General features: G+C 49.7%; 16 protein-coding genes. 4 read left to right on the top strand and 12 right to left on the bottom strand.

Annotated features, from left to right (window positions below; translation table 11 throughout):
* Positions 1-82: 82 nt before the first annotated feature.
* The 6 genes from ACYVIY_RS13325 to ACYVIY_RS13300 all read right to left on the bottom strand — a co-directional run bounded on the left by ACYVIY_RS13325 (position 83) and on the right by ACYVIY_RS13300 (position 8502).
* Positions 83-1183, bottom strand: a complete 1101-nt coding sequence (locus tag ACYVIY_RS13325) for a mannose-1-phosphate guanylyltransferase (RefSeq protein ID WP_460976843.1) — start codon at positions 1181-1183, stop codon at positions 83-85.
* Positions 1184-1318: 135 nt separating this feature from the next.
* The gene (locus ACYVIY_RS13320; protein ID WP_460976842.1) at positions 1319-2809 is read right to left on the bottom strand and encodes an efflux transporter outer membrane subunit; all 1491 of its coding nucleotides are present in this window, start codon (positions 2807-2809) and stop codon (positions 1319-1321) included.
* A complete protein-coding gene (locus ACYVIY_RS13315) occupies positions 2806-3906 on the bottom strand; it encodes an efflux RND transporter periplasmic adaptor subunit (protein WP_460976841.1) in 1101 nt (366 codons plus the stop codon). Before ACYVIY_RS13315 ends, ACYVIY_RS13320 begins: the two co-directional genes overlap by 4 nt.
* 19 nt (positions 3907-3925) lie before the next feature.
* The gene (locus ACYVIY_RS13310; protein ID WP_460976840.1) at positions 3926-4225 is read right to left on the bottom strand and encodes a DUF952 domain-containing protein; all 300 of its coding nucleotides are present in this window, start codon (positions 4223-4225) and stop codon (positions 3926-3928) included.
* Positions 4225-7392: an efflux RND transporter permease subunit gene (locus ACYVIY_RS13305; protein ID WP_460976839.1), complete on the bottom strand. Its 3168-nt coding sequence runs from the start codon at positions 7390-7392 to the stop codon at positions 4225-4227. Before ACYVIY_RS13305 ends, ACYVIY_RS13310 begins: the two co-directional genes overlap by 1 nt.
* A 180-nt stretch (positions 7393-7572) precedes the next feature.
* Positions 7573-8502, bottom strand: a complete 930-nt coding sequence (locus ACYVIY_RS13300; protein WP_460976838.1) for a helix-turn-helix domain-containing protein — start codon at positions 8500-8502, stop codon at positions 7573-7575.
* A 205-nt stretch (positions 8503-8707) separates the two neighbouring features.
* On the opposite strand from ACYVIY_RS13300, the gene ACYVIY_RS13295 reads away from it, so the two are divergent.
* A complete protein-coding gene (locus ACYVIY_RS13295; protein ID WP_460976837.1) occupies positions 8708-9151 on the top strand; it encodes a peptidylprolyl isomerase in 444 nt (147 codons plus the stop codon).
* 90 nt (positions 9152-9241) lie between these two features.
* Here ACYVIY_RS13295 and ACYVIY_RS13290 read toward each other — a convergent pair whose 3' ends face one another.
* The 3 genes from ACYVIY_RS13290 to gcvP form a co-directional block, all read right to left on the bottom strand.
* On the bottom strand, positions 9242-10051 hold the full coding sequence (locus ACYVIY_RS13290) for a tryptophan-rich sensory protein (protein ID WP_460976836.1): 810 nt from the start codon (positions 10049-10051) through the stop codon (positions 9242-9244).
* A gap of 101 nt (positions 10052-10152) precedes the next feature.
* Positions 10153-12147: an OmpA family protein gene (locus tag ACYVIY_RS13285; protein ID WP_460976835.1), complete on the bottom strand. Its 1995-nt coding sequence runs from the start codon at positions 12145-12147 to the stop codon at positions 10153-10155.
* Between the two features lie 160 nt (positions 12148-12307).
* Positions 12308-15211: an aminomethyl-transferring glycine dehydrogenase gene (gene gcvP, locus ACYVIY_RS13280; protein WP_460976834.1), complete on the bottom strand. Its 2904-nt coding sequence runs from the start codon at positions 15209-15211 to the stop codon at positions 12308-12310.
* A gap of 149 nt (positions 15212-15360) precedes the next feature.
* On the opposite strand from gcvP, the gene ACYVIY_RS13275 reads away from it, so the two are divergent.
* The 3 genes from ACYVIY_RS13275 to ACYVIY_RS13265 all read left to right on the top strand — a co-directional run bounded on the left by ACYVIY_RS13275 (position 15361) and on the right by ACYVIY_RS13265 (position 17979).
* Positions 15361-16167: a glycosyltransferase family 2 protein gene (locus ACYVIY_RS13275; RefSeq protein ID WP_460976833.1), complete on the top strand. Its 807-nt coding sequence runs from the start codon at positions 15361-15363 to the stop codon at positions 16165-16167.
* 6 nt (positions 16168-16173) lie between these two features.
* Positions 16174-16941, top strand: coding sequence for a DUF268 domain-containing protein (locus ACYVIY_RS13270; protein ID WP_460976832.1), 768 nt, complete (start codon positions 16174-16176; stop codon positions 16939-16941).
* A 459-nt stretch (positions 16942-17400) separates the two neighbouring features.
* Positions 17401-17979 (top strand): alpha-1,2-fucosyltransferase, encoded by a 579-nt coding sequence (locus ACYVIY_RS13265; protein ID WP_460976831.1) that lies wholly within the window; start codon positions 17401-17403, stop codon positions 17977-17979.
* A gap of 50 nt (positions 17980-18029) precedes the next feature.
* Here ACYVIY_RS13265 and ACYVIY_RS13260 read toward each other — a convergent pair whose 3' ends face one another.
* The 3 genes from ACYVIY_RS13260 to ACYVIY_RS13250 are packed head-to-tail and all read right to left on the bottom strand — an operon-like array spanning position 18030 to position 21146.
* Positions 18030-18395 (bottom strand): DUF2304 family protein, encoded by a 366-nt coding sequence (locus ACYVIY_RS13260; protein WP_460976830.1) that lies wholly within the window; start codon positions 18393-18395, stop codon positions 18030-18032.
* On the bottom strand, positions 18395-19075 hold the full coding sequence (locus ACYVIY_RS13255; RefSeq protein ID WP_460976829.1) for a glycosyltransferase family 2 protein: 681 nt from the start codon (positions 19073-19075) through the stop codon (positions 18395-18397). The genes ACYVIY_RS13260 and ACYVIY_RS13255 overlap by 1 nt, the downstream gene beginning before the upstream one ends.
* The gene (locus ACYVIY_RS13250) at positions 19068-21146 is read right to left on the bottom strand and encodes a DUF7657 domain-containing protein (protein WP_460976828.1); all 2079 of its coding nucleotides are present in this window, start codon (positions 21144-21146) and stop codon (positions 19068-19070) included. The genes ACYVIY_RS13255 and ACYVIY_RS13250 overlap by 8 nt, the downstream gene beginning before the upstream one ends.
* Positions 21147-21225 lie beyond the last annotated feature (79 nt).

Here is a 21225-nt window from a genome sequence, read left to right as displayed (position 1 = left end):
GAATATACGGCTTCGTAGATTGTCCTCCTACGTAAGCTTATGGGGCCAGCCTTCTTAAACAGATGGGCTAGCCCCATAAAGGCTACACAAATTGTGTGCCCTGTTCTTTCGCATCGGCCACAAACGCCTTCACTTTCTGCTCGTCTTCTTTGCGGCAGATCATGAGTACGTTGTCATATTCGGCGACAATAAACCCATCGAGCCCGTTGATGGCTACTAACCGATCTTTCGGGGTTTTGATGATGCAGTTTTTAGTGTCGTACAGCAGGACGTGCCCATCAACTACGTTCTGATCGCTATTTTTGGTTGATACTTCATACAGCGATTTCCACGTACCCAAATCCGACCAGCCGAAATCACTCAGTACGACGTAGACATTGTCGGCTTTTTCCATAACCCCATTGTCGATCGAAATACTTTTCGTGAGTGAATACGCTTTCTCAATAAAGGCCTCTTCGCGGTCGGTATAATAGGCGCCCTTACCTTCTTCGAAAATTTCGGCTACTTCGGGCAGATAGGCTTCAAACGCTTTGATAATGGCCTGCACATTCCAGACGAAGATACCGGCGTTCCAGACAAACTCACCACTCTCGACAAACTGCTGCGCCAATTCAAGATGAGGCTTCTCAGTAAAGGTTTTTACCCGCAGTGGAGCCTGACGTAGCGATTGCTGGCTTTTGCCTTTTTTATCCTCTTCGGGAATGTACTGAATATAGCCATAGCCCGTATCGGGGCGGCTCGGCTGAATACCAAGCGTTACCAGAATATCCTGCCCGTTTGTTGCGTCGAGGGCAACCTGGATGGTCCGTTTGAACTCGTCTTCCTTTAAAATGATATGGTCGGCCGGGGCCACAACGACGTTTGCCTCCGGATCACGCTGCGCAATTTTGTAGCAGGCGTAGGCGATGCAGGGCGCCGTGTTACGGGCAATCGGTTCACATAAAACCTGATCGTCGGTGAGCTGAGGTAATTGCTGCTGACAAAGGTCTTTGTAAAGTGCACTGGTAACGATAAAGATATTTTCGGGCGGGCAAACCCCGTCAAACCGATCGGCCGTTTGTTGGAGCAGGGTCCGGCCGGTACCCAATACATCGTGAAACTGCTTGGGGTAACTCGTCCGGCTGAACGGCCAGAATCGCGTTCCAACCCCTCCAGCCATTATAATAACATACGTGTGATTCATTGGCATTAATCAAGTAGAATAGAGAATGCTACAGCAAAGTTGCCATATTCTTACTGATTTAAGCCAGAAAAGTTCAGGAAAGCTATCGAGCTGTAGCCTAATTTTAGCACCTAGTTTACTGACATCCAGCTTTACTTAATAATCGCCCCCAATTGCCCGAAGCAGAGCGACAGCGTACTGCGCTTCCTGGCTGCGAAGCTGCACCAACTGCTGTTCGGTGGTCAGGATGGTTCGCTGGGCGTCGAGCACTTCCAGGTACGTAGCCAGTCCCCGCACATACAGCTCCCGGTTATACTGCTCCGTCCGGCGGGCCAACGCCAATGTCTGCTGCTGGAGATCGATCTGCTGACGTAATAGCGTGAGGTTATCCAGAGCGGTTTCGGCGTCGCGCTGGGCCAGTTGTATGGCCTGCTGATACGTTTGCTGGCTCGTTTGGGCCAGTTGTTTCGACAAGGCAATGTTCTGACGAGCCCGGTGTCCTTCATAAAGCGGCACCGAGGCATTAACGCCTACGATGTACGTAGCACTACTTGGCGTAAACCAGGGCCCGATACGTCCCGACAGGACGCCCCCCGATCCAACCAGCGTTACTCTGGGCTGGGTGCTGGCCTGCTGGAGGGTAACCTGAGCCGCAGCAATCTGATTTTGGCGAATGAACTGAACCAGATCCGGCCGACGCTGGAGCTGCTCAACCGATACGCTGGCATAAGGATACGTTAATCCGGCGGTTGGCAGCGTTCCGGATGGTACGTTGAACTGAGTCGGGTCCTGAGCGCAGAGTTGCGCGAGTCCGTTTACCAGTTCTACGCGGGAGCGTTCAAGCCCTTTCAGAGTAACCTGTAACCCGGCATAATCGGTTTCCGCGCGCTGTACGTCAATCTGATTGATAAGTCCAACCCGAAAGCGTTCGCGAAGAATCGACAGCGTAGTGTCTCTGGCTTGGATATTCCGCCGAAATACGGCCTGCTCAGCGTCGTTACCCCGTATTAGCAGATACGTACGGGCAATGTCAGACGCGAGTGTCAGCCGAAACGACTGAAAATCGGCATCACTGGCCTGCGCCTGTAGGTCGGCCACCGCAATGCTGCTCCGAATGCGTTTGAACAGATCAAGCTCGTAGCTGGCGTCGATCGGCAAAAACTGGAACGTATTCAATTGAAATCGGGGCAGTAAATCGGCCTGGTTCGGCACGGACAAGGGTCGGCGCTCCGACAGGCTCTGCGTGGTTACCAGCACCGAGCTACGTAGCGATGGCGACAGGAACGACTGCGCTACCCGCACGCGGATGCGGGCTTCTTCCAGCCGACTCAGCGCGGCTTTTAGGTTCGGACTGTTAGCAAGCCCAAGCTGAATCAGTGATTCAAGCATGGGATCGCCAAAGCGTCGGAAACCACTAATGGTCAGGGCCGGAGTTGATTCGTTTGGGTTAACGGCTGCGCCTGTTACAGTAGTCGGCGATGAACTCGTTCGGGATGGCTGCGGCTGAACCGTACCTGTTGCCCCAGTCGGAGCAGCTCCCGGCTGAACCGTTACGGCTCCCCCCTGCGCATTCAGTGGGGTCGTCTGCGCCATAGCGCATACGCTAAGAAACAGGAAAAAGGCACTCGATACTATACGGTGTTTCATCGTTGAGCTACGGTTTTCTGGGCATTCACCTGACGGATACGCACTTTCTGCCCATCGCGCAGGCGATCAATCGGATTGGTTACAACGCGCTCCTGACCAGTCAGGCCCGTCGACGCTTCGAGGGTTGTGCCATAGTCGCGGCCAATGGTGATGGGAACGAATTGAATCCGCTCATCCGCTTTGACAACCACAACGCGCGGTCCCTGGGGGGTTATCTGTAAGGCATTGGCCGGTATCAGCACCGGAGCGTTCACAGCAATCATGTTGAATTTAACCTGGCTGTACAGACCAGAAGGTATTTCCTGTTTAGGGTTCGGAATGGCGACTTCGGCGAGTAACGTCCGCGATTCACTCCGCAAGGTACCAGAGGTCCTGACAACTTTGCCAGTAAATAGTCGATTTTTCAACTCAGGCACCACCACGGTAGCCGGTAAGCCAATTTTTACGTATTGAAAATACGTTTGCGGTACGTCGACAAACACACGTAACGTGCCCAGTTCGGAGATGGTGAACAAAGGCTGACCCGAACCGGGCGACACCAGCGCGCCGTTCTCCGCCGTACGACTCGTAATGACGCCACTAAACGGAGCCCGGATCTGCTGTAGGTCTTTTAGGGCAGCCAGTCGACCCAGATTCGCCTTAGCGACAGTTAAGGCGGACTGCCGCGTATCGATATCCTGTCTGGCCACGGCACCCGGCAACTGAACACTTTGCAGCCGGTCGAGATTCGTTTGCGCCAACTGGACATCGGCCTTAGCACGCGCAATGTCCTGATCCAGTTCCGGGGCATCAATCGTAGCCAGTAATTGACCCTGCTTTACCTGAGCGCCGATATCGACGTACCAACGACGCAAAAATCCCTGCGTGCGGGCATAGAGCGGGGTTTGGCGATACGGCTGAATCTGACCGGGCAGCGTTAGACCCGTTGTATCCGATGCGTATTTCAGTGGAACGGCATTCACTATGGGCAGGCGGTTCCGTTCGCGGTCAGCAGCCGCTTTTAGCTCCTGCGTGTTTTTGATGCGCGGCAACACGCCAAAAAATACGAATAGCGCAATCAGCAGCCCAATTGGAATGATCACTCGAAGCGATTTCATAGTAATGCTCTAAAATCAGTTAAGTCAAACGTTGTACCGCCACCACGGCGTCTTTATTGATGGGTCCGTACAGGTGCGGGAATCGCTCGTTGTTCGTTGCCACTTCGTATATTAGTTCGGGGGTTAATGTATCCGCGTCAATGTGAAGCAGCAACAAATCCGGTACACCTTGATAATACCGGCTTAGGACGCCTTCGATCTGTTCGTGCCGGGAGAGGTGGATAAAGCCCTCGGTCTGTAAACTCCCGGCTTCATAATAGGCCTGTTCATTAAACTTTTCCCAGTCGGCATCCGGGACTATGTGATAAATGATGTCCATTATACGACTTCAACAGGTTGATGATCAATCTTCTTTTCGCGGGCCAGGTAGCTGAACACAACTGGTACGAACAACAGAGTCGTAAATGTCGCTAACAGCAATCCGCCGATTACAGCCCGGCCGAGGGGTGCGTTCTGTTCACCGCCTTCGCCCAGCCCTAACGACATAGGCAACATACCGATAATCATGGCAATGGCGGTCATCAGAATGGGGCGCAGGCGCGTTCGACCTGCTTCGAGGGCAGCTTCATACGCGTTGCCACCCACCTCGGGCAGATGATCTTTGGCAAAGCTGACCAGCAGAATGCTGTTTGCCGTAGCTACGCCTACGCTCATAATGGCACCCATCAACGACGGAATACTGAACGTAGTACCCGTCAGGAATAGCATCCACACCATCCCGCATAAAGCACCGGGCAAAGCCGTGATAATAATAAACGGATACCGGAAGGACTGAAAGTTCACGACCATCAGCAGGTACACCAGCAGCGCGGCAAAGGCGATGCCTACCCCCAATCGATTAAAGGCGCTCTCCATGCTGGCGACTTGTCCGCGAATCGAGATTACATTACCCGGCTTCAGCTGATCTTTGTATTCAGCCGTCAGCTTTTCCAGCGCTTTAGCCACCGAGCCCAAATCCGTCCGCTCCACGGAGGCATAAATATCATAGCTCGGCTGCGTATTAACCCGGTTAATGATTACCGGCGCGGTGGTTCGTTTTACGGTCGTTACGTTGCTCAGCAACTGGGGGGTGACCTGACCCGGCACAATGGGGGTACGTAACAGTTTGTCGTATGAATCAAGCTTGTAGGGTGGTGTCTGAACGGCGATCAGGTACGGAAAACCGGTTACCGGATCAGGCCAGAAATTCGGCCGCGTTTGGCCAGTTCCGCTCAGCGAGATGTTCATGTTCGTCGCCACCCGCTGCTCGGTCAGGCCGAACTGGGCAGCCCGTTCCCGGTTAATGTCCAGAAACAGCTCTGGTGCATCGAGTACCTGATGCAGGTGCACATCAACAGCCCCTGGAATCTGCGCCATTTTATCCCGCAGTTCCCGGGCAACGTTGAGGTTGTTGGCCCGGTCGAAACCCGACACCTGTACATCAATAGCCGAGGTCAGGCCGAAGTTGAGAATCTGACTCACAATGTCGGCTGGCAGAAAGAAATACGTAACGTCGGGCATTTCCTCCTGCAACCGCGCCCGAAGCTCCCGAATGTAATCGTCGGTTGGGTGCGACCGTTCTTCGTTCAGCGAAATGAGCAGTTCCGCATCAGCAATACCGGCGGCAGAATTATCGGTGAAAAAGAAGTTATACCGCTCCGAGGTTAACCCGATGTTGCTGATAATCGAGCCGACCTCTTCTTCGGGAATCACCTCGCGGATAATTTCAGCAGTTTGGGCCGCTACTTGTTCGGTAGCTTCCACCCGCGAACCCACGGGTGCCCGCAGGTGCAATTTGATCTGTCCGGCATCGACCCGCGGGAAGAAGTCACGACCAACAAACGGCACTAGTCCAGCCGTAAATACAATAATAACCAGGACCCCCCCCAGCACTACCCGCCGGTGGTTGAGCACCCACTCCAGCGCCCGGACGTATCGAGCCTGAAACCGGTCAAAAACGGCATTAAAACGCGCATACAGCGAAGGCCGCGACGTATGTGAAGTAACCTCGGTGTTATGCTGTCCCTCGCCTTTCAGCATTAAATCGGCCAGCGTCGGCACGAGCGTTCTGGACAGCAGATAAGACGCCAGCATGGCAAACACCACCGCTTCGGCTAAGGGACCGAACAGAAACCGGGCCGGGCCTTCCAGAAACAACACGGACGTAAATACGATACAGATGGTTAATGTCGACACCAAGGTTGGGGTCGCGATCTGCTGAGCCCCTTCCAGAATGGCCCGCCGGAGCGGCATACCCAGCTCTTCGTTGCGGTGGATGTTCTCAATTGTCACTGTGGCATCATCGACCAGAATACCGATGGCCAGGGCCAACCCATCCAGCGTTTGAATGTTGAGGGTTTCTCCCAACAAATACAAAATGGTTAGCGACGCCAGAATCGACAGCGGAATAGATATGGCCACAATCAACGTACTGCGCCAGCTTCCTAGAAACAGCAGAATCATGGCGGCCGTCAGCAAGGCGGCAATCAAACCTTCAACCAATACGCCTTTGATCGAAGCCCGTACAAACACCGACTGATCAAATAACTCCTGAATCCGGAGATTGGAAGGCGCAGCAGCTCTAACTGTAGGTAATATCTGATTACGTATCTTATCGACAATTTCCGTAGTCGACGCATTCCCCGTTTTCACAATGCTCATCAACACACCTTTACTACCGTCCTGCTTTACGATATTGGTTTGCACCGCTGACCCGTCGTGCACATTAGCTACGTCGCGCATGTGCACGGTGGTGCCACCGACCGTTTTGATCGGTACGTCGTTTAACGTAGTAATAACATCGGGTTTGGAGTTCAGCCGGACGTTGTATTCACGCTCGGCCAGGCGCAGGGCTCCGCTCGGTAAGGTCAGGTTCTGGGCGGTAACGGCATTGAGGACTTCCTCGGGCGTAACGTTATAGGCCACCAACTGCTCTGGCTCCAGGTCCACTGTAATCTGGCGGGTTTTTCCGCCAAACGCCTGCGACAGCCGACTACCCGGTACGGTGGAAATCTGCGGACGAACGCGCGTCTGGGCGTAGTCGGTTATCTGAGGTTCGGTCAGGCTATCGGACGATAACCCTAGCTGCAACACGGGTACGTCCGTCGCATTGTAGCGAACAATCAAGGGCGGCTGCGTACCGGGCGGCATCCGGGTCAGAATAGTCTGCGAAATCGCCGTCACCTGTGCAATGGCTTCTTCGATCCGTACACTCGGTTGAAAGAAGATTTTCAAGACGGCGGTGCCGTTATAGGTCTGGGATTCGAGCCGCTGGATGTCGCCAACGTTGTTGATGATCGACGTTTCGGAGAAGTTGGTAATCATTTTCTCCATCTCGTTCGTCGAAAGCCCGGTATAACCCCAGATGACGGAAACGACCGGGATATTAATACGCGGGAAAATATCGGTTGGCATCTGCGATACCGACAACCCGCCCATAATCATAATGAGAAGGGCCATTACAGCAATCGTATATTTCTTCTCAAGCGCTAAGCGAACAATCCACATGATGAGCGTGGTAAGTAGTTAATAGCTACAGATTTACACGTTGACAAATCAGGCTAACGTGTCAAAATTAGAAAGCTATTCAGCGCTGGAACAGGTACGTTTTAGAGATTCACTGGTAGAAAGTGCAGATTACGTAAATAAGTATGTAAAAATTACCAGTTCTTTTTGACTTGTTGAGATTCATGCTGCCAAAGCGAACAGCTGATCGCGGTACGCGCGGGGAGTCACTCCCGTCATGCTTTTAAAGAACTTAGTGAAATTGGATGGGTCCTCGAAATGCAGCAGGTAGCCAACCTCCGCTACGGTCAACTCCGTATTTCGAAGCAGGTTCTGGGCTTCCATCGCCGTTCGTTCGCGGATGTGCTGGAGTGCGGTCTTACCCGTGTATTTCTTAAGAATGTCGCTCAGGTAGTGCGGATGAATCCGTAACCGTTCGGCGGCTTCGTGAACTGTCAGTAAAGTCAGCGTCTGCTGCGCATCTGCCAGGTAGTACGTTTGCAGCAGACTCTGAAAGCGCTCAACCAGCGATACGGGTTGCGAGTATTCGGTAGCCGACAAGGTCTGGCGGTAAACTGTTCGGCCTTTTATGAGCAGGGCCTGGAGTAAATGGTACGTTAGGTCCAGCCGGTCGGCTTTTGACCGGGTCGGGTGCGCAAATTCAGTGGCAATCAGTTCAAACTGCTTATGCAGCTCACTTACCTCTTCCGGCCGGATATGAATGAGGGGCTGCGCGCCTTTCCGATAAAACGGGTACTCACGCATCGGATCCGAAAGAACCGAACGCTTGGTCACGTACTCCGCCGTAAACATGAGAATAAACCCTTTCCATTGATCTTGTTTATGCAGCGCCCGCACTGTCCAGGGCCGCAGGAAATACAACGTTCCCGGACGAACCTGGTACGGTACGCCATCCAGATCAATCGTGCCGCAGCCTTCAGTAACTAAAGCCGCTACGTACATACTGCTTCGAAAGGGCGGTATCAGCTCACCGGGGCCACCGAACTGCTCAAAGGCGAAAATGGCAAAGCAACGGTTTGTGGCATCAATAGACTTCACCGCCTTCAGAAAGTCGGGCAGGTTATCGTAGTAGGGAATTGCTTGATTTTCCACGGTGACAAGACGTAAAGGGCGACTATTCGGCGTAACAACGGGTAAGTTAGGAAAGGTTTCGATACGTCTTTCAAGGCCTCTTCGCGCTATTATCGGTCCCTGTGCCTAAGTCTTAGCTGACCTTTGCCGTAAATCGTCGTAATTTTGTATCCATACTCAAATCGAGCGGACAGTCGCTGCTGCCCGCTCAAAAAACAAGTCAGCTATGCCAAAGGCACAAATGAACACCGATAAGGGCACAATGCTCATCGAATTTTTCGACAAAGACGCGCCAAAAGCGGTTGAGAACTTTATTTCACTCGCCAAAAAAGGCTTTTACAACGGGATCAGCTTTCACCGCGTGATTCCGAATTTCATGATCCAGGGTGGTGACCCGACCGGAACCGGTGCGGGTGGCCCAGGCTATACCATTGATTGCGAATTGACCGGCGATAATCAGTACCACGACCGGGGTGTGTTGTCGATGGCGCACCGCGGCCGTAACACGGGCGGGTCTCAGTTCTTTATCTGCCACAACCGCCAGAATACGCAGCACCTCGACCGCAACCACACGGTTTTCGGAAAAGTCGTTGAAGGTTTGGACGTGATCGATCAAATCCGCCAGGGCGATAAGATCAACAGCATCACAGTACTGGAAGACGAAGCGTAATACCAGCTTCACCTTAACGTAACGCGTCAACGAGGGGATCTATGCACAATCCAGGATTGTGCATAGATCCCCTCGTCAAGTTTATGCCATCTACGAATAAGCTGGCGTCTTGCGCGCTATGAAACCACTAATTGCCAGCAATACAGCAACAATGGCTCCGGCACCGGCAATCACCTGTATCTGGCTATACCCCTGGTGTTCGACCGCAATGGCTACGTAAGCCCAGGCAAATGCAAGAATATAAGCAACGCTGCGGTACCGATTAAACACGAAAGCAGCCACCATCAGCCCAACAACCAGAACGGCCATCGCCCAGGTTGGTTCACTTAATCCCATCAGGCTAAAGTTGGTCGCTTTCAGATAAACCGATGCGTTCAGAATAGTGGCCACGGTTACCCAACCGAAGTAAATGGAGAACGGAATACGTGCCAGCCAGGTCTCGGTTGCCGTAGTTGGCGACTCGGGTAACGTAGCGTCCAAATCCGGCGCAACGACGGGCACATGGCGCTGAGCCAGCAACCGCTGCTCAATAATAACCAGTGTAAACAACATCAGCAGGATCACGAGCAGGGCTAAGCCGATCTGTTCGTTATTGAAAATCGGGCTCCAGATTGCGTTACAAACCGCATTTGCGACCACCCACCACCCGACAGCCCGAAAACGCGGATTTGTTCGTTGCGAAGGCAGGGCCTGGTACACGGCGAAGGCTAGCAATCCCAGAAAAATAATTCCCCAGATAGAAAAGGCATAACCGGCTGGCGTAACCAACGTATGGTATTTGTCGGATATATCGCCGTTCGTTCGGCCACCAAACGCACCTGCGTTCGACAGGTAGTTCATTACTATCAGTGATACAACGCCGAAAACGACGAAGAACTGGCGCAATTTGTCATTGTTCATATATACAAAAAGGCTTGGTGTCTCTTCAACAACCAAGCCCATTCGTATAGTGTTTTCGCGCGATCAGTCCGTTAGCAAATTACTGACTGCCAGCTGCACTCTTATAGCTCAAGAATCTTAAATTCGGTACGTCGGTTCCGCTGGTGCTCTTCCTCCGTCTTCGCGTTTTTAACAATCAACTGCGTTTCGCCGTATCCTTTAGCCACAAGTCGGCTGGCATCAACGCCCTTCGAGGCAATGTACTCGACGGCTGATTTAGCCCGGTTTTGTGATAGACGCATGTTATACGCATCCGGAGCCCGAACGTCGGTATGGGAGCTTAGCTCTATTTTCAACGTCGGATTGTCTTTCAGAATAGTGACCAGTTTGTCCAGCTCTTCGGCCGCATCCGGACGAATGTTAAACTTATCGAGATCATAGTAGATGTTCTCCAGCACGAACGTCTTGTTGAGGGTTGCTCTATCCAGCAAAATGGCCACATTGAACGTAGTATCCGTTTGGGATTTCGTCAGGAAAATCTGTGGAATGCTTTTACCCTGCATCGTGAATGGTTCCCGACGCGTCAGGTAACCTTTCCGCTCGGCCAGAATTGTATAGTCTTTACCTTCCTGTAAGGGGTATTTGCCGAATGTACCCGGCTGGCCCGTCGTTACCTCGGCAATCGGCTGACCGCTTGCATCGTCAATGATCCGCACTCTGGCCGAATCAAGCGGAGCCACAGGCGTTTCGTTGGCCGAAACCGTTCCGGCTAAGAAATACCGGACTGTCTTGGGTGCATCTTTTGGCGTATTCTGCGCAATCGTTGTTGTATCGCTGGCGGGGCCTTCCTGGAAGAAGTAAATGTCATCGTCGCCTTTACCACCCGGACGGTTCGAGGCCAGATAGCCTTCGTTAGGCTTCGTATAGATCAGCCCAAAATCGTCGGCCGGGGAGTTGATCGGTTGACCCATGTTCGCTACCCGCGTAACGCCACCTGAGCGCGTCGCCACAAATACGTCCAGCTTACCCAGACCCGGATGCCCATCGGAAGCGAAGTAAAGCTTAGCATCAGGTGCTACGTAGGGAAACATCTCGTCGCCGGGTGTATTGATATCACGACCCATATTCACTGGACGGCTAAAGCGGCCCGACGCATCGATACTCGTCCGATACAAGTCAATGCCCCCCGCTCCACCAGCGCGGTTCGAGGCAAAGTACAAGGTTTTGCCATCACCCGAGAAGGCCGGAGACCCGTCCCAGGCCGTTGAATCGCTGATCGGCAACCGCAGTGGCTGGCTCCATACATTTCCTTCGCCCAGTCGGCTGAGATACAAATCGACATCCAGACCACCTTTGCGCTTCCCGTTGTTGCCGCGGGCAAACACCATCATCTTCCCGTCCTTCGAGAAAGCCGGTGTTCCTTCGTTCACATCTCCCTGAAAAACGTTGGTACTAAACGGCTCAGGCGGTCCGGCGCTACCGGTTTCGTCCGGAGTCTGGTTCAGCTTGGTCTTGTATAAACCGAGCATCGGTAAGCCGTTATTCTTATAAACCTGTTCTTTGCGCGAGGCCGTAAAGACAAGCTCCTCCCCTTTTATCACCGGCGCAAATTCGGTTCCGGGCGAGTTCAGGTTGCTCATGTTTTTCAACGTAATGAGCGCCTTATTCTTCGCAATGACGTCGATTGCTTTCAGCGTTTCAATCTCGCGACGAGCTTTGTCCAGCACGGTCTTAGGCGTCGTTTTGGGCGCACTGGCTACGTACTGCTGAAGCTGGTCGAGCGCCCCGGCATAGTTTCCCTGCGATTTTAGGGCGTAGGCATAATTAAAATGCGCATCAACTTCTTTCGTATCAGCCTCAATGGCTTTTTGATAATAGGGGGCCGCTTCAGCGAACCGATTCGATAAGCGGTAGGATTCAGCAACGTAATAGTTTAAACGGGCGGGGTCGATGTCGCCCTTGGTAGCTTTCTGAAACTGGCCAAGGGCCATATTGTACTCCCCGGCGTCGAAGTGACGAACTCCTTTTTTGTACGCCTGCATGGCCGAGTTACAGCCCGAGAGTCCAAGGGCTACACTCAATACCACCAGCAGCGCAGACGACGTATTGATTTTCATAGATAGTAATGAGCAGAAACCGACATGACCGCCAAGATATGAAGTTTTTTGGCGGGTCTAATTTTTAACGAATACAATTCGTTTTTATTGAGGATTGTTTAAACGTAAAGTGGACGGTTAGCTAAGCCGACCGTCCACTTTATAAATTCACAAATGGCTGCTACGCCTGCTGTTCCATACCCGCTTCCTCGGCCACTTCCGTTGCATAGGCATCGGTTGGCACACAGGCACAAACGAGGTTACGATCGCCGTAAGCAGAGTCAATCCGACTGACACTCGGCCAGAATTTACGGGCACGAACGTAAGGCAGCGGATAGACTGCCTTCTCACGGCTGTACGGCCGATCCCAGGCGTCGGACAAGGCTATATTGGCGGTGTGAGGAGCGTGCTTCAATACGTTATTAGCCCGATCAGCTTCGCCGTTCTCAATCTCACGAATTTCGTTCCGAATCGCAATCAGGGCGTCGCAGAAACGGTCAAGCTCAGCTTTCGATTCTGACTCGGTTGGCTCGATCATCATCGTTCCGGCTACGGGGAATGAAACGGTCGGCGCGTGGAAACCATAGTCCATCAACCGCTTGGCAAGGTCTTCAACCTCAATGCCAACCGATTGCTTGAACGGGCGGCAGTCAATAATCATTTCGTGCGCGCAACGACCGTTCGTACCGGTGTACAACGTATCATAATGCCCTTCCAGCCGCGCTTTGATGTAGTTCGCATTCAGAATTGCCCGCTTCGTTGCGTTCGTCAAGCCTTCGCCCCCCATCATGGCTATGTATGCGTAGGAGATGGTCAGGATGCTGGCCGAACCGTACGGAGCCGCCGAAATAGCATGAATAGCCTGCTCACCGCCCGTTGACACGAGTGCGTGCCCCGGCAGAAACGGAACCAACTGCGGAGCGACGCCGATAGGTCCCATACCTGGGCCACCGCCACCGTGCGGGATACAGAACGTTTTGTGCAAATTCAGGTGACACACATCAGCCCCAATGTTAGCGGGAGAAGTCAGTCCAACCTGTGCGTTCATGTTCGCGCCATCCATGTAAACTTGTCCGCCGTGCTGGTGGATGATGTCACAAATTTCTTTAATGCTTTCTTCGAACACACCGTGCGTTGATGGATACGTTACCATCAGGCATGACAAGTCGTTGCTGTACTGCTCGGCTTTAGCTTTCAAATCTGCTACGTCGATGTTACCCCGTTCATCGCACTTTACGATAACCACCTTCATACCGGCCATAACAGCACTGGCGGGGTTTGTTCCGTGTGCCGACTGCGGAATCAGCGAAACATTCCGGTGATGATCACCGCGGCTTTCATGATATGCCCGGATAACCATTAAGCCCGCGTATTCACCCTGTGCGCCGGAGTTCGGCTGAAGCGACATAGCCGCGAAGCCCGTAATTTCACAAAGCCAGTTGTTGAGGTCAGTAAATAACTGCTGATAACCACCCGTCTGGTCTTTCGGTGCAAAGGGATGAATTTTACCAAACTCCGGCCACGTTACCGGAATCATCTCGGCCGTAGCGTTTAGTTTCATCGTACAGCTACCCAGCGGAATCATTGAATGAACCAGCGACAAGTCTTTCTCTTCCAATGATTTGAGGTAGCGCAGCATTTCATGTTCCGTATGGTGCGTATTGAACACCGGATGCGTCATGTACTCAGACTGACGAACGAGCCGCTCAGGCCACGTAATTTCCAGTTCTTCAATGATCGTATCGAGATCCGTCTTTACGTTAAAAACGGTCAGCAGTTCCGATACGTCGTGGAGCGATTTAGCTTCGTCGAACGAAACGCCAACATGTTCGCCATCGGGCAGGTACCGCAGGTTAACCTGAGCGGCCTTAGCCGACTTTTTTAGGGATTCGGTATCGTTAACCTTAACTGTTACAGTATCGAAGTAATTTTCAGTGCTAACCTCGTAGCCACACCGACGTAACGCCGTAGTAAATACTTTGGTCAGACCATGCACTTGTTCGCCGATAGTACGAAGCCGCTGGGGGCCATGATACACCGCGTAGCTGCTCGCCATAACCGCCAGCAGTACTTGCGCCGTACAAATATTCGATGTCGCTTTCTCACGTCGAATGTGCTGCTCACGCGTTTGGAGCGCCATGCGTAGAGCTGGTTTGCCTTCCGAATCAACCGATACCCCAATGATACGTCCCGGAATTTGGCGTTTGAAGGCATCGCGGGTAGCAAAGTAAGCTGCGTGCGGACCACCAAAGCCCATGGGTACACCAAACCGCTGTGCTGATCCAACCACTACGTCAGCGCCCATTTCACCTGGAGAGGTTAACAGGGTCAACGCTAACAGGTCAGCGGCCACCGCTACGGTAATGTTTAGTTCGTGCGCAGCAGCGATAAGGTCGGTATAGTCAAATACTTCACCGTCCGAAGCCGGGTATTGCAGCAACATGCCGAAAACCGCCCCGCTGGTCAGATCAACCGTACGGTGATCACCGATCAGTAACGTAATGCCGATGGGTGTAGCCCGCGTTTGCAGCAGATCAATCGTTTGCGGGTGACACCGTTCAGACACAAAAAACGTATTCGCCGATTTCTTCGCGGCCGGGCGCATAGCGTACAACATGTGCATCGCTTCGGCTCCAGCAGTCGCTTCATCCAGCAGGGACGCATTGGCCAGATCCATACCTGTCAGGTCAGACACCACAGTCTGGAAATTCAGGAGTGCTTCTAGCCGTCCCTGTGCAATCTCGGCCTGATAAGGCGTATAAGCCGTATACCAGGCTGGATTTTCTAGAATATTCCGGAGAATTACATTCGGGGTAATGGTATCGTAATAACCAGTTCCGATGTACGATTTAACGACTTTGTTCTGCTCGGCTAGCTTTTTGAAGTCAGTTAGAAACTGCATCTCTGACTTAGGAGCCGGTAAGTTTAGCGGATGATCGAGCCGGATCGCTTCCGGCACAGTCTGATCAATCAGTTCGTCAACGCTGGTAACGCCTATAGTTTGAAGCATCTCGGCCTGAGCCGCTTCTGTCTGACCGTGATGACGGTCTTCAAATAAGTCTGTTGGGTGAAGATTGAGTTTCATGCCGGGATTAACCCACGTTTCGTTTTTTTTAGAAACTCAAATTTACGGCAGAAGGTGCGATATTGAGTAAAAGTTACGAGTATTATGGCCTGATAATTGTCCAATCTACAGTGATGGTTAACTCTATTACTCCACTTGTATCCGTAATCATGCCTGTTTACAATGGGGAGCGGTATTTGGCGGAAGCAGTTGAGAGTATATTGACACAGACATACACTCATCTAGAACTTATCATACTCAACAATGGCTCTACGGATAGAACAGCTGCAATTCTGAATGAGTATGCCCAACGCGATAAACGAGTCAAAATTATTTTTTTTCCTGAGCCATTGGGTCACGCTGGAGAAGCTGCTTCTAACGTAGCTTGTCGCCATGCTACAGGTAAGTATATTGCCAAACTAGATGCAGACGATGTAGCCATGCCTGATAGGATCGCGAAACAGGTGAATTTCTTGGAACTTAATCCGTCTGTGTTTTTAGTTGGGAGCTATTTGGGGCTTATCGACACTAATGGTCAGAGTAAAGGCGTCAGGACGTATCCTTTGTCAAACGAAGCAATCTACCGTGAATTTTATTTGCGTTTTCCAGTGGCCAATCCAGCTATCATGTATCGCAATGGCCTTATTAAAGGCGACTTTTATATATTAAGACATAAGTTATTCACAGATGATTATTATAGCCTGTTTATCCACATTCATAATGGTTTAGTCTTTGCCAATCTGCCGGAGCCTCTTACTCGCTACCGGATTCATGACAGCAACACTGTCTTTACTAATTTACGGAAAAAGTGGGCTATCAATATGGAAGTTAAGCAGATTTTCGTTCGTGACTTTGCCTATACGCCCTCTATTTTTCATAAGCTAATGATATGGTCTATTTCCACTGCAATTAGATATGTTCCAGAATCGACCCTAATCTACTTTATGAATAGAATGCGCAAAATTTTAAAAGCTTAATCATTTATGATTGGACGTATCATTAAAATTGGTTTACAAATCGTTTGGGGAGGTATAAAGGCAACACCTGACTACATAAACGACTATTTTACGCTCAAAAATCAGTTAAATGGCCATTCTGATTTTCCAATCCGAAGTTATTACCCCGCTATTTTTGACCGCTATGCAGAAAGCGGTGAATTAGTAAAGCACTATTTCCTTCAAGATTTATATGTAGCCCAGCGCATTTTTAAAAACAATCCGATTAAGCATGTAGATATTGGTTCTCGTATTGACGGTTTCGTTGGTCATGTTGCTTCATACAGACCTATCGAAATTATTGATATTAGACCTTTGTCCCGATTAATTCCTAATGTTAGCTTTCGTCAGGCGGATTTGATGAATCTACCAGCGGATCTTGTTCATTCAACTGACTCTATTTCTGCCCTACACGCTATTGAGCATTTTGGCCTCGGTCGTTATGGAGATCCAATCGATGCTAATGGCCATATCAAAGCCTTAGATAACATTCGACAAATCATTAAACCGGGTGGCACATTTTACTTTTCGTCTCCGATTGGTCCTCAAGGAATCGTATATAATGCTCATCGAGTATTCTCAATTAACTACTTAGTTAATTTGTTTACTCCAGACTATGCCATAAAACGTTTCTCATATATTGATGACAATGAGCAATTTATAGAAAATGCAGATTGGTGCTCAGAGGCAGCTCAAGCTAACTTTGGCTGTAACTATGGATGCGGTATTTTTGAAATGGTTAGGCGATCTGATTAAAAGCATGCAGAAGTCTTCTAGATAATAACAGCTTTTAAATGTGAATAAAAGGTTGATTCACATTCTTAAGACCGGTTTACGAGAATACAAGCCAGCCGTTTGGTATGGAGAAGCAAACAATTCAGACGTTGGCATTTAAACTATCCACTCGGATTCGAAGTATAAGCACTTATGGTTATCTCTGTACTTGCGGGAGGGTTAGGTAATCAATTATTTCAATACGCCTTAGGTTTTAAAGTGTCCCAACAGCTACAAACCGAGCTACGATTGGAGCACCGCCTTCTAGAAAGTCAGATTGTAGCCAGACTCCGAAACTATACGCCTAGGCAATACGAATTAGACATTTTTGGCATACCACCTATAAAAGCTTCCGTGTACGACACACTCCGATGCCTAAGCCGCACCTTACTACCTGGCCGACAAGCTGTTTTACTACATGAGTCTGCTCGATCAACCCAAATGTATTTTGACGAGCAAACAAAGGACGCTTTGTGCTTCGGCTACTGGCAATCTGAAGAGTATTTTAAGCCAGAAGCAGATGCCTTACGAAAACAATTAATTTTCAAGAAACCGCTCACCAACCAGACTGTAGCTGTTGCCGAAAGCATCATGAGGGGCAACAATGCCACATTTGTACACATACGTCGGGGGGATTACGTAACCAACCTTAAGGCGAATCAACACCACGGCGTTTGTGATAAGACGTATTACCAGCGCTCAGTCGAACACGTCCGCCAACGGGTATCAGGGCCTCAATTCTTTGTGTTCTCGGATGACCTCGATTGGGTCAAACAGGAGTTAGGAGATTTATTTCCCGCAGCGACGTTCGTTAATCACAATAAGGGGGCTGATAGCTGGCAGGATATGTATCTGATGAGCTTATGTCGCCATGCCATTGTAGCAAACAGCTCCTTTAGCTGGTGGGGTGCCTGGCTCAATCCAGTAACCGATCGTGTCGTTACCGCCCCTCGGCAGTGGTTTGCAAATCAGTCTCCTTCCAACGAGCGGATTGCGCCTTCCTTTTGGACTCGTTTGTAGGATTAAATATTTTATCTCGCAGATCACAGGAATTTTACTTCGCTCTCCCTTCAGTGCTTACTAGTTTGGCGTGGGCTTTTGTGGTTCTTAATCGCGTTTTGTCGTATAATTTGTGTGAGAATGACGTCGTGTTGCAGAAGCCGGCGATACAACACGGCAATCAAGAGCAAGAAACCGGTGAAAAGCAAATAGAATACCAAGTCAACACCACGGCCAACTCCTAATCGATTCGCTAGGTAATATGGCAACTCGGGGACAGCGACAAACAGAATACCCGTTAATACAATAGCGACAAAAAATAACCGATAAAGCAGGCGATTTCTAAAAAGCCTCAATGAAGCTACGGCTACAACCAGCAACAATACAGACAGCAGCAGCTGAATTGGTGTGAAAGTGATATGAAGGTCCGTAAACATTAGCGGAAGTATTTATTAATAAACACATCAATTAAAATATCGATCGCCCCCTGCCAACGCTGCCCTTTCACCTGCGAGTATTCGGTGTATACTATGTGGGTCGGGTATTCAATATATCGTAATTGTTGCCGTCTGATCTGCATTAATATTTCGGTAGCGTGAGCCATCCTATTTTCTTTTAACTGGATAACCCGCAACGCCTGTCGGTTCATAACCCGAAAGCCGTTATGAGCGTCAGACAGCCATAGCCCCGTGAGCAACCCGTTGATAATTCGCGCAATACGTAACAACAAGCGCCGTAAACGTGGTATAGCTAGCAAATCCTCTTGACGCATGAATCGAGAGCCTAATACAACGTCGACTTTCTGAGTTTCTAAAATAGTAATGAACCGGTCAATGTCAGCTGCATTATGTTGTCCATCGGCGTCGAAATGCACTACAACGTCAGCCCCTTGCTGAAGGGCAAAATCCATTCCAGTTTGTAGAGCGGCCCCCTGGCCAAGATTGATGTCGTGACGCAGATAATAAATAGGTAGATCACGTACGGCTCCGGCAGTGTCATCAGTAGAGGCATCATCAATGAGTACAATAGAATATTGCTCCCCTAACGACCGGATTGTCTGGCGAATGACTTTACCTTCATTGAAAGAAGGAATCAGAATGAAAACTTTATTAGTCATTAGTCCGATAAATTTCGATGCTACCCAATTTTGCAACTTGCTTCATGCATCGGATTTCAACCGGCTGAGGAGTACGATCAAACATGACATATCGTACGTTCAGCTTCCTGAGTTTCGGAGAACAAGGGTCGAGTGCTACCTGGTAACCATCCTCAAATCCGTTTTGTATAATAACAGTATCAGGATGAACAGGATCTATGTATGTATTATATACCGTATGAGCATACCGGTTGTAGGCCGAATCGCGTTTAGCCGTTGGGTCTAATACACGCATGGTCTTAAAATCGGGTTGATTCTTTACACCACTTAATTGATTAACCCCCGTTGCTGTCACCAGATACGTAATGTACTGGTTACCAAGCACTACCCACCGAGCCTCAGGTTCTTGTAAGTGTAATTCCCGTACTTTCTGGTACAGTACATTTTCTGTGATAGGAGCCATGCCTTTACCAACCGGATTGATCTTTAAGTTGGGCAGTGTAAAAAGCGCTATTGCGCCAGCAACAGCCACTTCTTTATACTGAAAGTTAACAATCGGCAACAGCATAAAATTTAACCCCATGAAAAAAAGTGTAGGCAGAAACAGCTGGTGAGATTTATAGAAGCCTTGTGCATCTTCTAGATTTAACCAGGCTGCATAGACCATAAACCCAACAACGCCCACACTAAGGGAAGCTGCCACGGTTCCACTAACCTTGATCTTTTTAGAATGTATATAGCCTAGATACAGAACTGCCAGCACTACGTTACCAATACCAAAAGGAATTTGAGTACGGCGCGTTGGACTAACGTCGAGTAAGGTTGCTTTTGCCAGGAAAGCCGGAAAGCCAACTTCAATCCAAACCAGCAAAATCAAAACATAGCCTAGGGTAATAGCTAATAGCGGATCAACTTTTCGGGTACTGACAAAATAGATTAGTGTGCAAACAGCAATGACGGGCGTGAACGTAATAAAATGTGATAATTCACATATATTAAGCCAGCTTTTCGGGAACAGTTGATCATTGAGCAGCCAGCCTGAATAATACTCCGAGAACCAGTTTGCAATAAACCCAGTACCACCTGTTTCACTACGTTTACCGGGATAAACGGTATTAGACATGACGTCGATCGTTGATTTTGCATCCAGGTAATAAGCATAAAAAATAGCACCCATTGCTAAAAAAGCCACCGCAAAAACGCCCAGCTTCAACCACAATTTATTTAACAGAAGCTGTTTGTTAAAGTGCTGCCAAGTATACCCAGTCAACAGAAACAAGAGCAGATAACCCAAGGGTACCTGATAAGGCGGGTACAGCGTTAAAGCAAACATAGCAAAGCACCAGAAAAACAGGACACCCGCAATGAGGATGCTTTTAGTTTTAGTAGAAAAAAACATGTAAGCCGAAGCGACTAACATGCCAAACCCGGAGTAAATACTTGTCAGGAAGAAGAACGACCACCACGCTAGACCCGGCGAAAAAACTAACCAGAAGGCCCCCAGCACAGAAAGCCAGAACTGATTGCGAGTTAGAAGCATAAAAGCCAGCATAACGGAAACTAGTCCAAAACACAGAATGAAGTTCCAGCGCCAGGCAAAGCCGTGTTCAACATCAAATAGATAAAATCCCCAATAGTCAGGTCTGAAAAAGGAGACAAAGTGCTTTATTGGAAAATAACCAACTAAGGCCACTTTTTCGCCACCAATCGCCGGGTTCTCAAGTGGAAAGCCTTGGTGCGCTTGTGATAACATAAATGGGGTAAGGACCCCCCATTCATCAATCCGTATAGGCCTCGGTTTACCTGATATTATACCACGTTTGGCGTCTGAACCATCAGGCATAACGGTATTCCACATACCTATTGACGAGTAATTGATCTTGAGCAACGTCAGCACCACAAACAATCCTACACAAATACCAATAAACCACTTGACTCGTCTATCAAAGTGAATTAATTCGAATAATTCTTTGGTCTCAGATTTATCGTTTTGTTCAAGCTTAGCTGCCAATAAGGTCGAAGCGGAAGCTGATTGCTTTTTTTCTATACTGGATGTTATAACTGTAGGCTCGCCTTTCTTTTTCTTTGACATGATTGAGGCTATGGGTAAACTATTTATGGGTCAGTATTTGCTCGATGATCTACTCAATCAAACTTACTAATACCGTGCC

The organism is Spirosoma knui (genome assembly GCF_054780635.1).
This window is presented reverse-complemented; position numbering and strand designations above follow the sequence as displayed.

Coding starts and splice junctions, on each gene's coding strand:
- ACYVIY_RS13325 (WP_460976843.1), bottom strand. CDS start 1,183: ATGAATCACACGTATGTTATTATAATGGCTGGAGGGGTTGGAACGCGA.
- ACYVIY_RS13320 (WP_460976842.1), bottom strand. CDS start 2,809: ATGAAACACCGTATAGTATCGAGTGCCTTTTTCCTGTTTCTTAGCGTA.
- ACYVIY_RS13315 (WP_460976841.1), bottom strand. CDS start 3,906: ATGAAATCGCTTCGAGTGATCATTCCAATTGGGCTGCTGATTGCGCTA.
- ACYVIY_RS13310 (WP_460976840.1), bottom strand. CDS start 4,225: ATGGACATCATTTATCACATAGTCCCGGATGCCGACTGGGAAAAGTTT.
- ACYVIY_RS13305 (WP_460976839.1), bottom strand. CDS start 7,392: ATGTGGATTGTTCGCTTAGCGCTTGAGAAGAAATATACGATTGCTGTA.
- ACYVIY_RS13295 (WP_460976837.1), top strand. CDS start 8,708: ATGCCAAAGGCACAAATGAACACCGATAAGGGCACAATGCTCATCGAA.
- ACYVIY_RS13290 (WP_460976836.1), bottom strand. CDS start 10,051: ATGAACAATGACAAATTGCGCCAGTTCTTCGTCGTTTTCGGCGTTGTA.
- ACYVIY_RS13285 (WP_460976835.1), bottom strand. CDS start 12,147: ATGAAAATCAATACGTCGTCTGCGCTGCTGGTGGTATTGAGTGTAGCC.
- gcvP (WP_460976834.1), bottom strand. CDS start 15,211: ATGAAACTCAATCTTCACCCAACAGACTTATTTGAAGACCGTCATCAC.
- ACYVIY_RS13275 (WP_460976833.1), top strand. CDS start 15,361: ATGCCTGTTTACAATGGGGAGCGGTATTTGGCGGAAGCAGTTGAGAGT.
- ACYVIY_RS13270 (WP_460976832.1), top strand. CDS start 16,174: ATGATTGGACGTATCATTAAAATTGGTTTACAAATCGTTTGGGGAGGT.
- ACYVIY_RS13265 (WP_460976831.1), top strand. CDS start 17,401: ATGTATTTTGACGAGCAAACAAAGGACGCTTTGTGCTTCGGCTACTGG.
- ACYVIY_RS13260 (WP_460976830.1), bottom strand. CDS start 18,395: ATGTTTACGGACCTTCATATCACTTTCACACCAATTCAGCTGCTGCTG.
- ACYVIY_RS13255 (WP_460976829.1), bottom strand. CDS start 19,075: ATGACTAATAAAGTTTTCATTCTGATTCCTTCTTTCAATGAAGGTAAA.
- ACYVIY_RS13250 (WP_460976828.1), bottom strand. CDS start 21,146: ATGTCAAAGAAAAAGAAAGGCGAGCCTACAGTTATAACATCCAGTATA.